This is a genomic window from Streptomyces spinoverrucosus, from assembly GCF_006539505.1.
Taxonomy (GTDB): Bacteria; Actinomycetota; Actinomycetes; order Streptomycetales; family Streptomycetaceae; genus Streptomyces; species Streptomyces spinoverrucosus.
This window is the reverse complement of sequence record NZ_BJND01000005.1, coordinates 190,915-209,328: the sequence shown is the minus strand read 5'-3', so window position 1 is coordinate 209,328 and position 18,414 is coordinate 190,915. Positions and strand designations below refer to the sequence as shown.

Below are 18,414 nucleotides of genomic sequence, written 5' to 3'. Positions count from 1 at the left end.
CGCGAGGCGCTATCCCCGAAACCCCCACCGAGAAGGGATCAGCACATGCACAGGCACACCCTGAGATCACCGGCCATCGCGACGACCGTCGCCCTGGCCGCCGGCATGCTCGTCGCCCTCGGCGCACCCACCGCCCACGCCGCCGCGGGCGCCACCCTGCCGTTCACCTCCGTCGAGGCCGAGTCCGCCACCACCACCGGCGCGAAGATCGGCCCCGACTACACCCAGGGCACCCTCGCCTCCGAGGCCTCCGGCCGCCAGGCGGTACGCCTCGACGCGGGCCAGCGCGTCGAGTTCACCGTGCCCCGTGCGGCCAACGCCGTGAACGTCGCCTACAGCGTCCCCGACGGCCAGTCCGGCACACTGAACGTCTACGTCAACGGCACCCGGCTCGCGAAGACCATCGCCGTCACCTCCAAGTACTCGTACGTCGACACCCCCTGGATCCCCGGCGCCAAGACCCACCACTTCTACGACAACGCCCGGCTGTTGCTCGGCCAGAACGTGCAGGCGGGCGACAAGGTGGCCGTCGAGGCGACCGGCACACAGGTCACCGTCGACGTCGCCGACTTCGAGCAGGCGGACGGGCCCGCCGCGCAGCCCGCCGGGTCGGTGTCCGTCGTATCGCACGGCGCCGACCCGACCGGCGAGGGCGACTCCACCCAGGCCTTCCGCAACGCCATCGCCGCCGCACAGGGCGGGGTCGTGTGGATCCCGCCGGGCGAGTACCGGCTGACGTCGTCCCTGAACGGCGTACAGAACGTCACCCTCCAGGGCGCCGGTCACTGGCACTCGGTGGTGCGCACCTCCCGCTTCATCGACCAGTCGAGCAGCTCCGGCAACGTGCACATCAAGAACTTCGCGGTCATCGGTGAGGTGACGGAGCGCGTCGACTCCAACCCGGACAACTTCGTCAACGGGTCGCTCGGCCCGGGGAGTTCCGTCTCGGGGATGTGGCTGCAGCACCTCAAGGTCGGCCTGTGGCTGATGGGCAACAACGACAACCTGGTCGTCGAGAACAACCGCTTCCTCGACATGACCGCCGACGGCCTCAACCTCAACGGCAACGCGCGCGGGGTCACCGTCCGCAACAACTTCCTGCGCAACCAGGGCGACGACGCGCTCGCCATGTGGTCGTTGTACTCGCCCGACACCAACAGCAGCTTCGAGAACAACACCATCACCCAGCCGAACCTCGCCAACGGCATCGCGATCTACGGCGGCACCGACATCAGCGTGAAGAACAACCTGATCTCGGACACCAACGCCCTCGGCAGCGGCATCGCGATCTCCAACCAGAAGTTCCTCGACCCCTTCCACCCGCTGGCCGGCACCATCGCGGTCGACGGCAACACGCTCGTCCGCACCGGCGCGATGAACCCCAACTGGAACCATCCGATGGGCGCGCTGCGCGTCGACTCGTACGACAGCGCCATCGAGGCGAACGTCCGTATCACCGACACGACGATCACCGACAGCCCGTACAGCGCCTTCGAGTTCGTCTCGGGCAGCGGGCGCGGCTACGCGGCGAAGAACATCACCGTCGACGGCGCCACCGTGCACAACACCGGCACGGTCGTCGTCCAGGCCGAGACCCAGGGCGCCGCCACCTTCCGCAACGTCACCGCCACCCAAGTCGGCGCGGCCGGTATCTACAACTGCCCCTACCCGAGCGGCTCCGGCACCTTCACCCTCACCGACGGCGGCGGCAACTCCGGCTGGAGCAGCACCTGGTCGGACTGCTCCACCTGGCCCCAGCCCGACCAGGGCAACCCGGACCCCGACCCCACCCGCAACCTCGCCAAGGGCCGCCCGGTCACCGCGACCGGCCACCAGGACGTGTACACGCCCGGCAAGGCGGTCGACGGCGACGCGAACAGCTACTGGGAGTCGGCGAACCACGCCTTCCCGCAGTCGCTGACGGTCGACCTCGGCTCCACGCAGGCCGTCCGCCGACTCGTCCTCAAGCTGCCGCCTTCCTCGGCCTGGGGCGCCCGCACCCAGACGTTCTCCGTGCAGGGCAGCACCGACGGCTCGTCGTACTCCACGGTGGTCGGCTCGCAAGGCCACCGCTTCGACCCGGCGACCGGCAACACGGTCACCGTCTCCCTGCCGGACGGCACGAACCTGCGCTATCTGCGGCTGCACGTGACCGCCAACACCGGCTGGCCGGCGGGCCAGTTCAGTGAAGTGGAGGCGTATCTGTCTTGAGTACGGTCTCCCCGCGCTTCGCCGCCTGGATCTGCTCGTACACCTGGGTGCGCAGGTCGGCGAAGCGCGGGGACACCCGTGTGTGCACCTGGTCGCGGGCGTCCGGCAAGTCGACCTTCAGCTGGTCCTGTACGACGGTGGGGGAGGCGGACAGGACGATCACCCGTTGGCCGAGGTACACGGCCTCGTCGATGTCGTGGGTGACGAACAGGATCGTCATCGCGCGCTCCCGCCACAGCCGCCGTACCAGATCCTCCAGGTCGGCGCGGGTCTGCGCGTCCACCGCGGCGAACGGCTCGTCCATCAGCAGCACGTCCGGCTCGTAGGCCAGCGCCCGGGCGATGGCCACCCGCTGCTGCATGCCGCCGGACAGCTGCCAGGGGTACGCCCCGGCCGCGTCCGTGAGCCCGACCGCGTCGAGCGCGTCCGCGACCAGGGCGCGACGGTGCTGCTTGCTCAAGCCCTTCTGTTTCAGGGGCAGTTCGACGTTGTCACCGACCCGCATCCAGGGGAACAGGCTCCGCCCGTACTCCTGGAACACGAACGCCATCCCGGGCGGCGGCCCGCTCACCGCCCGCCCCGCCAGCCGCACCTCACCGGCCGTCGGCCTGAGCAGCCCGCCGACGCACTTCAGTAGGGTCGTCTTGCCGCAGCCGGACGGGCCGACCAGGCAGACCAGTTCCCTGGCCTCGACGGTGAAGGTGAGGTCGCGCACCGCCTCCGTCCGCCGACCGGACCCCTCGTACACCTTCTTCAGGCCGCGTACGTCGAGCATGGCCCGCCCTTTCGGATACGTCACCGGGACCGCCGGGTGGATGCGCGCAGCCCGTGGTACCAGCCGAGCGCCCGCCGCTCGACCAGCCGGAACACCACGGAGAGCACAAAGCCGAGCAGCCCGAGCAGCAGGATCCCGGTCCACATGTCGGGGATCGCGAAGCCGCGCTGGAACTGCACGATGGTGAAGCCGAGCCCGTTGCTGGCGGCGAACATCTCGCTGATCACCATCAGGATGATCCCGATGGACAGCGCCTGCCGCAGTCCCGCGAAGATCTGCGGGCTCGCCGAGCGCAGCACCACGTGCCGCAGCCGGGCGACACCGGTGATGCCGTACGAGCGGGCCGTCTCCGCCATCACCGCGTCCACCGCCCGCACGCCCTCCACCGTGTTGAGCAGCACCGGCCAGACACAGCCGCTCGCGATGACCGCGACCTTCATGGTGTCGCCGATGCCCGCGAACAGCATGATCACCGGCACGAGCACGGGCGGCGGCACCGCCCGCAGAAACTCCAGGACCGGCTCGCACACCGCCCGCACCCGCGGGGACGAACCGATCAGCGTGCCGAGCGCCACGCCGACCACGGCCGCCATGGCGTAACCGCCAGCCAGCCGCAGCAGGCTGGGCAGTACGTCGGAGCGCAGGCGGTCGGCGGTCCACACGTCCGGGAACGCCTGAAGGATCGTGCGCAGCGGCGGCCAGTACACGTTCGTACTCCCGGCCGAGGCCAGCCACCACACCGTGACGAGGACGGCGGGCAGGGCGAGCAGCAGGACCAGCCGCAGCAGGACACGGCTCACACCGCCACCTCCCCGCGCACCGACTGGTGCCAGGACAGCGCCCGTCGCTCGATCGTCCGCGCGCCCACGTTGATCAGCAGCCCGAGCAGACCGGTGACCACGATCAGCGCGTACATCTCGGGCACGGCCTGCGAAGTCTGGGCGATCGCGATGCGCGCGCCCAGCCCCGGGGCGCCGATGACGAGTTCGGCGGTGACGGCGAGGATCAGCGCGACGGCCGCGGCAAGGCGTACGCCGGTCATGACGTACGGCAGTGCGCTCGGCCACAGCACGTGCCGGACGCGGGCCCAGGTGCCGAGGCCGTACGACCGTGCCGTCTCGTCGGCGACGGGGTCGACGTCCTGGACGCCGTACAGGACCTGGATCAGTACCTGCCAGAAGGCGGCGTAGACGACGAGGAGGAGGACCGAGCGGAGTTCCGTGCCGTAGAGCAGGACGGCGAGCGGGATCAGGGCGACGGACGGGATCGGGCGCAGGAACTCGATCGTCGAGGCCGTCGCCTCGCGGAGATACGGCACGATCGAGATCACCACCCCGGCCAGGATTCCGGCGCTCACCGCGATCGCGAGGCCGAGCGCCCAGCCGGTGAGGGTGTCGCCGAGGGCGGTCCAGAAGGCGGCCTGAGCGAGTTCCGCGCCGAGGGCGTCGGCGATGCGGCTGGTGGGCGGGAAGTAGGCGTCGTCGACCAGGCCGAGGCGCGGCACCGCCTCGCCCAGGGCGAGGAAGGCGGCGAGCCCGGCCGCGCCGAGTGCGGCGTTCACGCCCTTCACGGCAGCAGTTGCTCCAGGTTGGGCGAGGTCTTGAACAGGCCGTCCTCGTAGCCCAGCTTCATCAGGTCCATGATGGAGTCGCGGTTTGCCTCGGCGGGCCACTTCGGCAGGGTCACCTGCTCCAGCACGTCCGGCGAGATCTTGGTGTACGTGGTGACGATCTCGCGGACCTCGTCCGGGTGGGAGTCGGCGTACGCAAGGGACTCCTCGGTGGCGTCCCGGAACTTCTTCACCACGTCCGGGTTCTGCTCCGCGTACCGCGTGGACGTGAAGTACATCGCGATGGTGAGGCCCGGGGCGATGTCGACGAACGGCGAGGCGATCTCCCGGCCGCCCTGGCTCTTGACGGTGGCGAGCGCGGGCTCGACCACCATGGCGGCGTCGATCCGCCCGCCGTCGAGGGCGGCGGGCATCTGGTCGAAGGCCAGCTCGACGAACTCCACCTGGTCCGGGTCGCCGCCCGCCTTGCTCACCGAGGCCCGCACCGCGGTCTCGTTGATGTTCTTCAGGGTGTTGATGGCGACCTTCTTGCCCTCCAGGTCCTTCGCCGTCCTGACGGCGCTGTCCTCCTTGACCGTGAGGGCGCCGAAGTCCTTGCCCTGCACGCCGGTCGAGGCGATGCCGTTGACGACGGCCTGCACGGGCACGTTGTTGGTCTCGGCGATCATCAAGGAGGTCACGTTGGAGAACCCGAACTGGAACTGGCCGCTGACCACCCCGGGCACGATCGCGGCACCGCCCTGCGCCGGGCTCATCTCCAGTTTCAGGCCGTGCTTGGCGAAGATGCCCTTGCGCTGGCCGAGGTAGAGCGGGGCCACGTCGACGATGGGGATCAGCCCCACCTTGACCGTGGTGGTGCCGCCGGAGCCCGAACCCCCGGGGGACGCGGAGTTGCCGGACGAGTCACAGGCCGCCGTGACGAGCAGCAGGACGCCGGTGATGAGACCGGCGAGGGGACGACGCAAGGCTCCTCCTGTACGGGCAACGCACGGACAACGGTGTTCCGACAGGCTGTGCGTACGGCGCACAGTGGTGCTCATTCGGTGCTCAGCCGGAACCTAGAACCCCCCGACCGCCGGGTCAATGCCCATACCGGGCAAGGCGGTTGACCATCCAGCCCGCGCCGTCAGCGAGACCACCCGCGCTGCGGACCGACCCGGGGGCGCACCCCCCGTACTCGCGACTTTCACAACGGCGCCACCAGACCCTTCCCTGACGTTTGGTGCTCTTGGAACACTCCTTTCGCGCGCATTCCGTCATCACCCGGCCGGTAGAACTCCCTCAGGACGAGAGGTCCCTCACTCATGCCCGAAGTCAACCGGCGCAGATTCCTCCAGATAGCGGGGGCCACCACGGCCTTCACCGCACTGGCGAGCAGCATCGAGCGGGCCGCCGCACTGCCGGCCAACCACCGCAAGGGGACGATCGAGGACGTCGAGCACATCGTCGTCCTGATGCAGGAGAACCGCTCCTTCGACCACTACTTCGGCAAGCTGCGCGGCGTCCGCGGCTTCGGCGACCCGCGGCCGGTGACGCTCGACAACGGCAAGTCGATCTGGCACCAGGCGGACGGCGGCAAGGAAGTGCTGCCCTTCCACCCGGACGCCGACGACCTCGGCATGCAGTTCCTGGAGGGCCTGCCGCACGGCTGGAACGACGGGCAGCAGGCCTACAACGGGGGCAAGTACGACCAGTGGCTGCCCGCCAAGGGCACCACGACCATGGCGTACCTGACCCGCGAGGACATCCCGTTCCACTACGCCCTCGCCGACGCCTTCACGGTCTGCGACGCCTACCACTGCTCGTTCATCGGCTCCACCGACCCGAACCGCTACTACATGTGGTCCGGCTACACGGGCAACGACGGCAAGGGCGGCGGCCCGGTCCTCGGCAACGACGAACTGGGCTACGACTGGACGACGTACCCCGAGCGCCTGGAGCAGGCCGGCGTCTCCTGGAAGATCTACCAGGACATCGGCGACGGCCTGGACGCGGCGGGCTCGTGGGGCTGGATCAACGACGCCTATCGCGGCAACTACGGCGACAACTCGCTGCTGTACTTCAACAAGTACCGCAACGCCAAGCCCGGCGAGCCCTGGTACGACAAGGCCCGCACCGGCACCGACGTCAAGAACGGCGACGGCTACTTCGACAAGCTGAAGGCCGACGTCCAGGCCGACCGGCTGCCGCAGATCTCCTGGATCGCCGCCCCCGAGGCCTTCTCCGAGCACTCCAACTGGCCCTCGAACTACGGTGCCTGGTACATCGCGCAGGTCCTGGACGCCCTCACCTCCAACCCCGAGGTCTGGTCGAAGACGGCCCTGTTCATCACCTACGACGAGAACGACGGCTTCTTCGACCACGTGGTGCCGCCGCTGCCGCCGAAGTCCGCCGCGCAGGGCAAGTCCACGGTCGACGTCTCCTTGGACCTCTACCCGGGCGACAGCAACCGCCCGGCCGGTCCGTACGGCCTCGGCCCGCGCGTGCCGATGCTGGTCGTCTCGCCGTGGAGCAAGGGCGGCTACGTCTGCTCGGAGACCCTCGACCACACCTCGATCCTCCAGTTCATGGAGCGCCGCTTCGGCGTCGAGGAGCCGAACATCTCGCCCTGGCGCCGCGCCATCTGCGGTGACCTGACCTCGGCGTTCGACTTCTCCCGCAAGGACACCAAGCCGGCCGCGCTGCCCGACACCGACGGCTATGAGCCGCCGGACCGCGAGCGTCACCCCGACTACCGTCCGACGCCGCCGGCCGACCCGGACATGCCGAAGCAGGAGCGGGGCCTGCGCCCGGCCCGCCCGCTGAAGTACGCCCCGCTGGTGGACGGCTCGGTGGACGCGGCCGCCGGGAAGTTCACGCTGACCTTCGCCTCCGGCGCCAAGGCCGGTGCCGCGTTCCTGGTCACCTCCGGCAACCGCACCGACGGACCGTGGCAGTACACCACCGAGGCCGGGAAGAGCGTCTCCGACACCTGGAACTCGGTGTACTCGAACGGCTCCTACGACCTGACCGTGCACGGCCCCAACGGCTTTGTGCGCGTCTTCCATGGCCCGAACAAGGTGACCGGCCCTGAGGTCACCGCCCGGCACTTCGGTGACGACATCGTGCTGAGCTTCACCAACAACGGCTCCGGCACCGCGCACCTGAAGCTGGCCAACGCCTACACGGGCCGGACGAAGACCCTGAAGGTGCGGCCCGGTTCGACGGTGAAGCACGTCGTCGACCTGTCGGCGAGCCGTCGCTGGTACGACCTGACGGTCACGTCCGACCCCGACCCGGCGTACCTGCGGCGCTTCGCGGGGCACGTCGAGAACGGGCGTCCGGGTGTGAGCGACCCGGCGATCGTCACCGAGTAGCTCTCACAGCGGCGTGAGGTGCCCCGGCTGTCGCTGCCGGGGCACCAGCCTTTCCGGGTCGGGCATCGCCGGGCGGTTCTCCGGTGCCGTCCGGGACAGCAACACCACGCCCCAGGACGCCAGCAGCGCCCCCGCGAGCGCCACCAGCACCCCCGCCAGTCCGCCCTGCAGCCGTTCGCCCAGCAGGGAGAGACCGATCACCCCGGCCGCCACCGGATTGCTGAGGGTGACCACCGCGAGCGGGGCGCCGAGGCCACCCCGGTAGGCGGTCTGGGACAGCAGCAGGCCGCCGGTGGCGAACACCGCGACCAGTAGCGCCACGCCGACGACCTGGCCGCTGAGCAACGGCCCCGAGTCGTCCGTCGCGGCCACCGTCACCGTCTGGGTGAGGGCGGAGCCGACGCCGGAGGCGACGCCGGACGCGGTGGCGTGCCGCAGGCCGGGCCGGGTGCCGGGCCAGGCCAGCGCGCCGATCAGCACGGCCGCCGATCCCGCCACCGCCAGCGCCTCTGTTACGCCGAGCACGTCGTCGGGCGCGGGCCCGGACGCCGTCACGAGCAGCGCGCCCAACCCGACCAGGGTGAAGGCGGTGCCGCGCCACTCCACAGCGCTGACCCGTCGCCCCGCGAGCCGCGCCCCCATCGGCACCGCCGCGACCAGCGTCAGCGCCCCCAGCGGCTGCACCACCGTCAACGGCCCGTACTTCAGGGCGACGACATGCAGCAGCGCCCCGGAGGCGTTCAGCGCTACCGACACCCACCACGCCGCGCGGCCCAGCAGCCGCACCATGCCCGAGCCGGAGGTACGGGCGGCGAGCCGTTCCTGGGCGACGGCGGCGGCCGCGTAGGCGACGGCGGAGAACAGCGACAGGACGACGGCGAGCATCGCGCTCATCGACCCGCCTCCACGAGCGCCGGTTCCTGCGCCGGGACGTCCTTGGCCGGTGCTTCCCTCGCCAGTACTTCCTTCCCCGGTACGACGGCCTTGGCGTCCGGAGCGGACGCGCGCACCGTCGGCCGGATCGCCGCGAGCGCCACGCCCAGCAGCGCGGCCACGGCGATCGAGTCGAGCCAGTAGTGGTTCGCCGTCCCCACGATCACCAGCAGGGTCAGCAGCGGGTGCAGCAGCCACAGCCACCGCCAACGCGAACGGGTCGTCACGATCAGGCCGATCGCCACCATCAGGGCCCAGCCGAAGTGCAGCGAGGGCATCGCCGCGAACTGGTTCGACAACTGGTCCGTCTGCGGGGAGCCGTACACCGACGGCCCGTACACCCGCCCGGTGTCCACGAGCCCCGTCGCCGCGAGCATCCGCGGCGGCGCCAGCGGGAACGCCAGATGCAGCACCAGCGCGGCGGCGGTGACCGCGGCGAGCACCCGGCGGGCCCAGACGTAGTGGCCCGGGCGCCGTAGGTACAGCCAGACGAGGAAGGCCGCCGTCGCCGGGAAGTGGACGGTGGCGTAGTAGGTGTTGGCGAGGTGCACCAAGCCCTCGCTGTGCAGCAGCAGGGACTGCACCACGCCTTCGCCGGGGAGGCGGAGGGTCCGTTCCAGGTCCCACACCTGGTGTGCGTTGCGGAACGCCTCGTGGGTGTGGTCGGTCGCCAGCAGCCGGCCGAACTTGTAGACGAGGAAGAGTCCCGCGACCAGCAGGAACTCCCGGACGAGAGGGGGCCGCGCTATCGCGGCGTCCTCCTCGGCAGGCTCGGTGCGGGCATTCATCCCCCGGCCCCTTCGCTGACGGTGGTGCACAAGCTACTCATCGATACGGTGTCGTACCGATACGCCAGTGTACCGATACGTGCGAGTACCGGTACACTGGCGTATCGATTGCGTACGACACACTGGACTGCGGGCCCTTTGGCCGCCGGACGGGAACGAGGAGACGGACCGATGACGTCGCAGGCCGCGGACCGACCGGAGACGGTCGGCGCCTCGCGCCGCTCCAAGCTGACGCGCCAGCGTGAGCAGGAGTTCTTCGACGCGGTGATCGAGCAGATCCGCGAGTGCGGCTATGACGCCGTGACCATGGACGGCGTCGCCACCAGCACGCGGTGCAGCAAGTCCACGCTGTACCGGCAGTGGAAGACCAAGCCGCAGTTCGTAGCGGCGGCACTGCGCTCCCGGCGCCGGGTGAGCTTCGCCGGGATCGACTCCGGTTCGCTGGCCGAGGACCTGCGGCAGGCCGCGCGGGCGGTGGGGGAGTGGTCCGGCCGGGACAACCGGCTGGTCCAGGCGCTCGGTCACGCGGTCATGGAGGACAAGGAGCTGGCGCAGGCGCTGCGTGAGGCGCTCGTCGAGCCGGAGATCGCCGCGATCGAGGAGATCCTGCGGCGCGGGGTGGAGCGCGGGGAACTCGCCGCCGACCATCCGGCGCTGCCGTACGTGGCCGCGCAGATGTTCGGCGTACTGCGGGTGCGGCCCATGCTGGAGGGCCGGGACGCCGACCCGGACTATCTGCTGAAGTTCGTCGAGGCCGCGGTGCTGCCGGCACTAGGGCTTGTCCGGCGGATCAGGTCGCAGGAAAGTGACGGTGTCTGATCAGTGCCGGTGAGCGGGGTCTGGCGCGTGCAGCTGCAAGGCGGAGGAGGGAGTCGACGCGGCGCGTCGGCGACCGACGACAACGCGGCAGATGCGCGTGCCAGACCCCGCGTCTGCGGCATGATCCGCCGGACAAGCCCTAGGTCTCAAGTGAAGACCCAGGCCGCGCCGTCCCAGGGATGACGGGGCGACCGGCCTGCTCGCGCCGCACCGTGGGGACGGGGGCGGCGCGCACCCCGGCCGGGTGGGGTACCTCTGGAGCGGAGAGGCACCCCACCCGGCCGCACCTCAGACGTTCTGCCCGTTGCCGCCGCCGGACGAGGCCTTGATGCCCTTGGTGATCTCGTCGATGAGGGACGCCTTCTGGTCGGCGTCGATGCCGAAGCGGACCACGACCAGTCGGTCGGAGTTGGCGGGCGAGGGGAAGACGAGCGACTCGACCAGGCCGTCGGCGCCCTTGCTGGTGATCGCCTTCCAGCGGACCATGTAGCCCTTCTGTCCGGCCACCGTCACCGCCTTGGACGCCAGCACCTCGTGCGAGGTGATCTTTCCGTAGCTGTTGCCGCCGTACGACTCCTCGGCGTTCGCCGCGATGTCCGCCTTGGCGACCTCCTCCGGCGTGCTGCCCTCGGTGCCCACCAGCTCGACGGGCGCCGAGTACGCGCCGCCCTTCGTGCACGACTTGGACGTGTCGCCCGGGCACTTGTAGCTGTCGTCGGACGTCATCTGCGCGCCAACGTTGAAGGACTGACCGGTCCAGCCCTCCGGCACCGGCATGCTGATCCCGTTCACCGGGTCGGACAGCGTGCCGCCGCCCTCGACCTCCGGCGCCTGAGGTGCCTCGGGCGCGGCAGACTCCCCGCCGGACCCGCCAGACCCACCGGACCCGCCCGAGTCGCCGAACGGCCCGCCCTGCCCGCCGCCGGGACCGCCGTCCTGCCCGCCCTGCCCCTGCTGCGAGTCGGCGCGGCTCGCACCGCCGCCGTCGTCCTTGGTCAGCGCGTACACGCCGATGCCGATGCTGGCGAGGACCGCGGCCGCCACCGCGACGGCTATCCCGTTCCGCAGCGCACGTCGCCGCCCGCCCGGCGGCTGGACCGGATACCCGGGGTACCCCGGATGCCCCGGAAACGCCTGGTACCCCGGCTGGGCCGGAGCTCCCGCTCCCCCCGGATACGCGGGATACACCGGCTGGGCCTGCTGCGCGTCGGCGACCGGCGGAGGTCCCGCCGGGGGACCCCAGCCCGCGGCCGACCCCGCCGGACGGGTCTGGTCCGTCCATGCCTTGCCGTCCCACCAGCGCTCGGTGGCGGGACCGTCACTTGTCTGCCCGGGGTCGGGGTACCACCCGGGAGGAGTCACCTGCGTCATGCCCCCACCGTATGAGGCCTCGGTGAAAGCGGGATGAGAGGGCTCCCTCCCACACCCGATCATTTCAGCACCAGCCGCACCGAACCCTCCCGGGCAGCCGCAGCCCGTGCTGCCCTGGCATCACCGACCGCAGATGCTCGGATGTCGGGCCCCCTGCTCGCCGGGACCGTGCTGGGCAGGCGGTGCACATGCGTGACACAGTCTGATGCCGGTTATTCCAGAACCAGCCGCACCGGACCCTCCCCGGGGGGCCGTGGGCAGCCGCAGCCCGTGCCGCCCCGGCGTCACCGATCCCAGCATGCTCGGGTGCCGGACCGCCGTGCTCGTCGGGATTGTGCGGGGCAGGCGGTGCACATGCGCGACGCAGTCTGATGCCGGTTTACTCCAGGACCAGTCGCGTGGGGCCCTTGCGGGCCGCCGTGGGCAGCCGCAGCCCGTGCCGCCCCGGCGTCACCGACCCCAGCACGCTCGGATGCCGGGCCCCCGTGCTCGTCGGGACCGTGCCGGGCAGGCTGTGCGCCGTCAGGAAGCCCAGCACCGCGAACGCGTACGCCTCCTTCGCGTCCGACGGCAGCCCGAGTTCGTCGGAGCGGCGCACGGGCACGCCCGGCAACAGCTCGCCGAGCATCCGCAGCAGCACCGGATTGCGGGTGCCGCCGCCGGACGCGACGACCTCCGTGGCGCCCACCGTCCGCACGGCGTCGGCGACTGTGCACGCGGTGAGGTGGGTGAGCGTCGCGATCACGTCCTCGGCGGGCAGCGTGCCGACCCCGGCCAGCGCCTCGTGCAGATATCCGACGTGGAACAGCTCCTTGCCGGTCGTCTTGGGCGCGGGCAGCGCGTAGTACGGCTCCGCCAGCAGCCGCTCCAGCAGCGCCGGACGGATCCGGCCGCGGGCGGCCAGGGCGCCGTCCACGTCGTAGGCCAGCCGCCCGCCGCTGAAACCGTGGGCCGCCGCGTCGATCAGCGCACACCCCGGCCCGGTGTCGAAGGCGGTCCCGTCGGGCGCGGTGAGGTTGGCGATCCCACCGAGGTTGAGGGCGACCGGCGTGCCAGGGCGGCCGCGCAGCCACAGCAGGTCGACCAGGCTGACCAGCGGTGCGCCCTGCCCCCCGGCGGCGATGTCCCGGGGCCGGAAGTCGGCGACCACGGTCAGCCCGGTCGCCTCGGCGATCCACGCGGGCTGCCCGAGCTGCAGGGTGCCGTGCACCCGGCCCTCCTCCACCCAGTGGTACACCGTCTGCCCGTGCGAGGCCACCAACTCCGCCCGCCCGCCGCACAGTTCACGGTCTGCCCGTACGGCCGCCGCCGCGAAGGCCTGCCCGATCAGGGTGTCGAGCCGGCACACCTCCGCCAGGGACGTCGTCCCCGGTGGCAGCGCCGCCGCGAGCGCCGCCCGAAGTGCGTCGTCGTACGGCTCGCTCACCATGCCGAGCGGCTTCAGTACGAGGCTGTCACCGACGAGGCTCAGCTCGGCCGCCGCCGCGTCGATGGCGTCGTACGACGTGCCGGACATCAGCCCGATCACCCGCATCCGTTCACCTCGCCTTCCTTGCAGCGCCCTTCGCCGGGAGCGTGGCGAGGGCCAGCACACTGACCGCGCAGGTGGCCGCCGCGTAGTACGCGGGGATGTCCACGTCGCCGGTCCGTTCGATGGTCTCCGTGATGATGAGCCCGGCGCAGCCCGAGAACACCGCATTGGACAGGGCGTAGGCGAGTCCCAGGCCGGTGTAGCGCACGGTCGTCGGGAACATCTCCGACAGCATCGCCGGTCCCGGCCCCGCCATCAGCCCCACCACGGCGCCCGCCCCGAACACGGCCAGGCCCTTGACGGCGTTGGACGTGCCCGGGTCCTGGAGCAGGTTCAGCAGCGGCACCGCGAGGACCACCACCAGCAGCGCCCCGGTCAGCATCACGGCCCGCCGCCCCAGCCGGTCGCTGAGCAGTCCCGCCGGGATGATCGTTACCGCGAAGCCGAGGTTGGCCAGCACGGTGGCGATCAGCGCCTGCTGGAAGCTCGCGTCGAGGCTGCTCTGCAGATAGGACGGCAGCACGACCAGGAAGGTGTACCCGGCCGCCGCCCAGCCCATGATCCGCCCGGCGCCCAGCGCGATGGCCCGCACGACCTCACCCGAGGGCGGGCGCTGAAGCTCCCGCTCCTGGCTGAACGCCGGTGTCTCCTCCAGCCGCAGCCGCAGCCACAGCGCGCCCAGCCCCATCGGCAGCGTCAGCAGGAACGGCAGCCGCCAGCCCCAGTCGCCGAGCTGATCCTCCGTCAGCACGGTGGCCAGCAGCGCGGCCGCCCCCGCCCCGCCGAGCAGCCCCAACGCGACGGTGAACGACTGCCACGAGCCGTACAGCCCGCGCTTGCCCGGCGGCGCGAACTCCGTCATCAACGACACCGCCCCACCGAACTCACCGCCCGCCGAGAGACCCTGAAGCACCCTCAGAAGGGTGAGCAGCCAGGGCGCGAGAGCACCCACCGTCTGGTACGTCGGCAGCACACCGATCAGCGTGGTCGCGCCCGTCATCAGCCCGATCACCAGGATCAGCACCGGACGCCGGCCGATCCGGTCGCCCAGCCGCCCGAACAGGGCCGCCCCGACCGGCCGGAAGAAGAAGGCCAGGGCGAAGGAGGCGTACGTCTTCACCAGCGCCTCGACCTCGCTGCCGCCCTCGGGCGTGAAGAAGCGGGCGGCGATCACGGTGGCGAAGTAGCCGTAGACGCCGAACTCGTACCACTCGATGAAGTTGCCCACCGAGCCCGCGACCAGCGCCCGGCGGGACCGCTCAGGCCTGGTACCGGTCACCTTCGCAGGCGCGTTCATCGCGTGCCTCCCGTCCGGCCGCCGCTGTTGGGCCGCGCTGGTTGGAAAATTAGCGTCAGTTCACGACTGTTGACTGTCAATAACTTTCACGAGGACGTCACCCATGACGGCAACAACCCTCCGACCACCCACCGCCGGACCTGCCGTGGGGCTACGCTCGCCCTGTACGTCGTTCGGGCGACTTGGGGAGGTAGCGGGATGACGGAGGTACCCCCGGCGGCGGGCGCCTCGGCTTCCCTGTGGGAGCGCGACGAGGAGGTCGCCGCGGTCGTCCAGGCGATCGACGCCCTGTGCGCGGACCGCTCGTCGTCGGTCGGCCTGCTGGTGTTCCGGGGCGAGGCCGGACTCGGCAAGACCGCGCTGCTCGCCGAGACCCGCCGGCTGGCCGAGGAACGCGGCTGCATGGTGTGGTCGGCACGCGGCGGCGAGACCCTCAGGTCCGTCCCCTTCAACGTCGTACGCCAACTGCTGCAACCCGCCCTCGTGTCGCTGCTGCCCGAGGAGGCCCGGGAGTACCTCGGCGACTGGTACGACATCGCCGGCCCCGCCCTCGGCATCGCCGACCCCGGCGAGCGGCGGGCCGACCCGCAGGGCGTGTGCGACGGGCTGGTCGCCGCCGTGCGCCGGCTGGCCAAACGGGACTGGCCGCTGGTGCTGCTCGTCGACGACGCGCACTGGGCCGACCAGGAGACGCTGCGCTGGCTGGCCGCGTTCGCCGAGCGGCTGCACGACCTGTCCGTGCTGGTCGTGGTGGCCCGCAGACCGGGCGAGGTGACCGGCGAGAGCGCCCGCCACCTGGACGCGGTCGCCGCCGCCGCGGGCCGCCCGGCGACGACGCTGAGCGCACTCACCCCTGACGCCACCGCCGGGCTCACCCGCGCGACCGTCGGCCGGCACGCCGACGACCCGTTCTGCCGCGAGGTCTGGGCCGTCACCGGCGGCAACCCCTACGAGACCGTCGAACTCCTCGCCAAGGTCCAGGACAGCGAGCTGGAGCCGGTCGAGTCCTCGGCCGGTGAACTGCGCGCCCTGAACCGCTCGGCGCGCGGCGGCGGACTCGTCGCCCGCCTCGAAGGTCTCGGCATCGACGCGACTCGCTTCGCCTGGGCGGCCGCCATACTCGGCACCGGCATCTCCGTCGGCCTGGTCGCCCGGCTCACCACGATGCGCCCCGAACAGGCGGTGCGCTGCGCCGAGTTACTGTGCACGGCCCGTATCCTCACCGCCCCCGACCCGGCGGGCGCGCAGGCCGACGACGGCGACCTGGAGTTCGTCCACCCGCTGATCGCCACCGCCGTCTACAACTCCATCCCCGACGCACTGCGCACCGCCATGCACGGCATCGCCGCGCAGATCGTCACCGACTCCGGCCGCGGCGCCGCGGCCGCCTCCCGGCATCTGCTCCAGGTCCACCCCGACGACGACGCCGAACTCGTCGAGCAGCTGCGCGAGGCCGCCCGCGAACACCTCGCCGTCGGCGCCCCCGACGCCGCCCGCCGCTGCCTCGAACGCGCCCTGAAGGAACCACCCCGGCCCGACGTCCACGCGCGCGTCCTCTACGAACTGGGCTGCGCCACCCTGCTCACCGCGCCCGCGAGAACCATCGACCACCTCCAGACCGCGCTCGCCCTGCCCGGCCTCGACGGCCCCGCCCGCGTCGACGCGGTCTTCCGCCTCTCCCAGGCCCTGCTCCACAACGACCAGCTGGAACAGGCCGTCCGCACCGTCGAGGCCGAGGCCGCCCGACACGAGGAGGGTCCCGCCCGGCTGCGGCTGCGGGCCGTGCAGTACATGTGGGAGGGCATCTACGCCGGTGAGGCACCGGCCCCGGGACGCTCCGAGCGGCTCGCCGAACTCGCCCACACCTGCACCGGCCGCGACAACTCCGAGCGCGCGCTGCTCATCCTGCGCGGCTTCGACGCCATGACCCACGGCGAGAACGCCGAGGAGGTCGTCGAGGTGTGCGACCGCGCCCTCGTCAACGGGCGGCTCGCCCCCGGCCTCGGCTGGACCGACACCGAGTGGGGCATAGAACTGCTGATGATGCTCGGCAGCTCCTACGCCTACGCCGACCGCCTCGACCGCGCCGAGAACCTGTTCGCCGAGGCCCTGCGCACCTACACCACGGCCGGCTGGAGCGGCGGCCACCTCGCCCTCGCCAATGCCTTCCTGGGCCTCGCCTTCCGCCGGCAGGGCCGCCTGAAGGACGCCGAGACCGTACTGCGTGAGTCGCTGCGCCTCGCCGAGCGGGTCGGCCGCGGACTGCCGCTGTACTGGTCGGCGACCTGCGGCCTGGTCGACACCCTGCTCGCCCGCGGGCATGTCCAGCAGGCCTGGACGATCGCCGAGCAGTACGGCTTCACCCCGCCCTACCCGTCCACGATCGTCCTCCCCGACACGCGCTCGGTGCGCGGTCGGTTGCTGCTCGCCGTGGGCCGCACCGAGGACGGCATCAACGAACTGGAGGGTGCCGAGAAGGCCGCCGCCGCGCGGGGCGGCCACAATCCGGTGCTGGCCCCTTGGACCATCGACCTCGCCGGTGCCCTCGCCACCCAGGACCCGACCCGCGCCGCCCGGCTGGCCGCCGACGCCCGCCGCCAGGCCGAGCGGTTCGGCACCGACACCGCGATCGGCGAGGCCCTGCGCTGCGCCGCCCGCCTGGAGACCGGCCAGCGCAAGGTACGCCTCGCCGCGCAGGCCGTCACCTACCTGGAGGCCTCACCCTGCCAGTACGAACACGCCGCCGCCCGCATCGAGTACGGCCTCGCCGCCCGCTCCACGACGGAACTCAACCGGGGCCTGACGCTGGCCCGTTCGTGCGGCGCGGACGGCCTGGCCCGGCAGGCACGGGAGGGGCTGGCGGAACTGGAGGCGTAGGCCTGTGACGACAGGGCCCAGCGAGGCGGCACGTCACATGCCGAGCAACTGCTCGGTCACCGCCGCCAGCCGCTTGCGTACCCGCGGGTCGTACGCCGTCTCGTGCGCCCGGGCCTGCGTGGTGCCGTCGAAGTAGCCGCCGGAGCCCATGTCCCGCGTGGCCAGGGCCAGCACGCCGGGTGCGCCGTCGGCGACCGAGTTCCACGGGGTGATACCGCCCTCGCGGACCATCGCCGTGTCCATGAAGGTCGCCGGGTGCAGCACGTTCACGGCGACGCCGGTGCCGGCCAGCTCCTCGGCCAGGGTGAACGTCCACGTGGCGAGCGCCAGCTTGCTGCGGCAGTACGCCGAGAAGCCCTCGTACCCCCGGGCGAACTCGGGGTCGTCGAAGTCGAGCGGCTCCTGACCGGCCGAGCCGACGTTCACGATCCGCGCGGGCGCGTTCGCGCGCAGCACCGGCAGCAGGGCACGGGTGAGCACGACCGGCGCGAGATAGTTCACTGCCAGCCGCAGCTCGTGCCCGTCGGCGCTCAGCTCACGCCCCGCACCGCGCGGACCGCCGCCCACCCCGGCGTTGTTGATCAGCACGTCCAGCTCGGGATGTGCCTCGGCGACCCGGGAGCCCAGCTCCCGCACCTCGGCCAGCGAGGACAGATCGGCGACGAACCCCTCGGCCGCACCCTCGGCGCTCAGCTCGGCGACGAGCAGCTCGGTACGGCCCGGATCGCGCCCGTGCGCGAGGACGCGATGCCCGGAGCGCACCAGCTCGAAGGCGACGTACCGGCCGAGCCCCGAGGTGGCGCCGGTGATCAGAACAGTGGCCATGCCCCCACCCTAGGCACGCCGCCCACACCGCAGCGAGGTGCTGCTGAGGCTACGACCAGCA

14 protein-coding genes are annotated in these 18,414 nt (G+C 71.7%); 4 read left to right on the top strand and 10 right to left on the bottom strand.

What is annotated here, in order from left to right; genetic code table 11:
- Positions 1–45: 45 nt before the first annotated feature.
- Entirely contained in the window at positions 46–2,211 is a 2,166-nt protein-coding gene (locus SSP24_RS03890) for a discoidin domain-containing protein (protein WP_141307321.1), read from the top strand.
- Here the strand turns inward: SSP24_RS03890 and SSP24_RS03885 are convergent.
- From SSP24_RS03885 to SSP24_RS03870, 4 genes are read right to left on the bottom strand one after another with little or no spacing between them, the layout of a single operon-like run.
- Positions 2,183–2,986: an ABC transporter ATP-binding protein gene (locus tag SSP24_RS03885; protein WP_141307320.1), complete on the bottom strand. Its 804-nt coding sequence runs from the start codon at positions 2,984–2,986 to the stop codon at positions 2,183–2,185. The two genes, SSP24_RS03890 and SSP24_RS03885, sit on opposite strands and share 29 nt — an antisense overlap.
- A gap of 20 nt (positions 2,987–3,006) precedes the next feature.
- Positions 3,007–3,786 (bottom strand): ABC transporter permease, encoded by a 780-nt coding sequence (locus SSP24_RS03880; protein ID WP_141307319.1) that lies wholly within the window; start codon positions 3,784–3,786, stop codon positions 3,007–3,009.
- Positions 3,783–4,556, bottom strand: a complete 774-nt coding sequence (locus tag SSP24_RS03875; RefSeq protein WP_141307318.1) for an ABC transporter permease — start codon at positions 4,554–4,556, stop codon at positions 3,783–3,785. The genes SSP24_RS03880 and SSP24_RS03875 overlap by 4 nt, the downstream gene beginning before the upstream one ends.
- Positions 4,553–5,521: an ABC transporter substrate-binding protein gene (locus SSP24_RS03870; protein WP_141307317.1), complete on the bottom strand. Its 969-nt coding sequence runs from the start codon at positions 5,519–5,521 to the stop codon at positions 4,553–4,555. The genes SSP24_RS03875 and SSP24_RS03870 overlap by 4 nt, the downstream gene beginning before the upstream one ends.
- A 339-nt stretch (positions 5,522–5,860) precedes the next feature.
- Between SSP24_RS03870 and SSP24_RS03865 the strand changes: the two genes are divergently transcribed.
- Entirely contained in the window at positions 5,861–7,912 is a 2,052-nt protein-coding gene (locus SSP24_RS03865) for a phosphocholine-specific phospholipase C (protein WP_141307316.1), read from the top strand.
- A 3-nt stretch (positions 7,913–7,915) separates the two neighbouring features.
- Here the strand turns inward: SSP24_RS03865 and SSP24_RS03860 are convergent, their stop codons facing one another.
- Complete coding sequence (locus tag SSP24_RS03860; protein ID WP_141307315.1) at positions 7,916–8,806, bottom strand: DMT family protein; 891 nt, start codon at positions 8,804–8,806, stop codon at positions 7,916–7,918.
- Positions 8,803–9,633, bottom strand: coding sequence for a phosphatase PAP2 family protein (locus tag SSP24_RS03855; RefSeq protein ID WP_141307314.1), 831 nt, complete (start codon positions 9,631–9,633; stop codon positions 8,803–8,805). Before SSP24_RS03855 ends, SSP24_RS03860 begins: the two co-directional genes overlap by 4 nt.
- Positions 9,634–9,804: 171 nt before the next feature.
- On the opposite strand from SSP24_RS03855, the gene SSP24_RS03850 reads away from it, so the two are divergent.
- On the top strand, positions 9,805–10,452 hold the full coding sequence (locus tag SSP24_RS03850) for a TetR/AcrR family transcriptional regulator (protein WP_141307313.1): 648 nt from the start codon (positions 9,805–9,807) through the stop codon (positions 10,450–10,452).
- 288 nt (positions 10,453–10,740) lie between these two features.
- Here the strand turns inward: SSP24_RS03850 and SSP24_RS03840 are convergent, their stop codons facing one another.
- From SSP24_RS03840 to SSP24_RS03830, 3 genes are all read right to left on the bottom strand, one after another.
- On the bottom strand, positions 10,741–11,823 hold the full coding sequence (locus tag SSP24_RS03840; RefSeq protein ID WP_141307311.1) for a DUF2510 domain-containing protein: 1,083 nt from the start codon (positions 11,821–11,823) through the stop codon (positions 10,741–10,743).
- Positions 11,824–12,202: 379 nt separating this feature from the next.
- Complete coding sequence (locus tag SSP24_RS03835; RefSeq protein WP_141307310.1) at positions 12,203–13,357, bottom strand: anhydro-N-acetylmuramic acid kinase; 1,155 nt, start codon at positions 13,355–13,357, stop codon at positions 12,203–12,205.
- A 4-nt stretch (positions 13,358–13,361) separates the two neighbouring features.
- Complete coding sequence (locus SSP24_RS03830) at positions 13,362–14,651, bottom strand: MFS transporter (RefSeq protein WP_141307309.1); 1,290 nt, start codon at positions 14,649–14,651, stop codon at positions 13,362–13,364.
- 198 nt (positions 14,652–14,849) lie between these two features.
- On the opposite strand from SSP24_RS03830, the gene SSP24_RS03825 reads away from it, so the two are divergent.
- Positions 14,850–17,528 (top strand): ATP-binding protein, encoded by a 2,679-nt coding sequence (locus SSP24_RS03825; RefSeq protein ID WP_141307308.1) that lies wholly within the window; start codon positions 14,850–14,852, stop codon positions 17,526–17,528.
- 33 nt (positions 17,529–17,561) lie between these two features.
- Here SSP24_RS03825 and SSP24_RS03820 read toward each other — a convergent pair whose 3' ends face one another.
- Entirely contained in the window at positions 17,562–18,353 is a 792-nt protein-coding gene (locus SSP24_RS03820) for an SDR family NAD(P)-dependent oxidoreductase (protein ID WP_141307307.1), read from the bottom strand.
- Between the last annotated feature and the right edge of the window lie 61 nt (positions 18,354–18,414).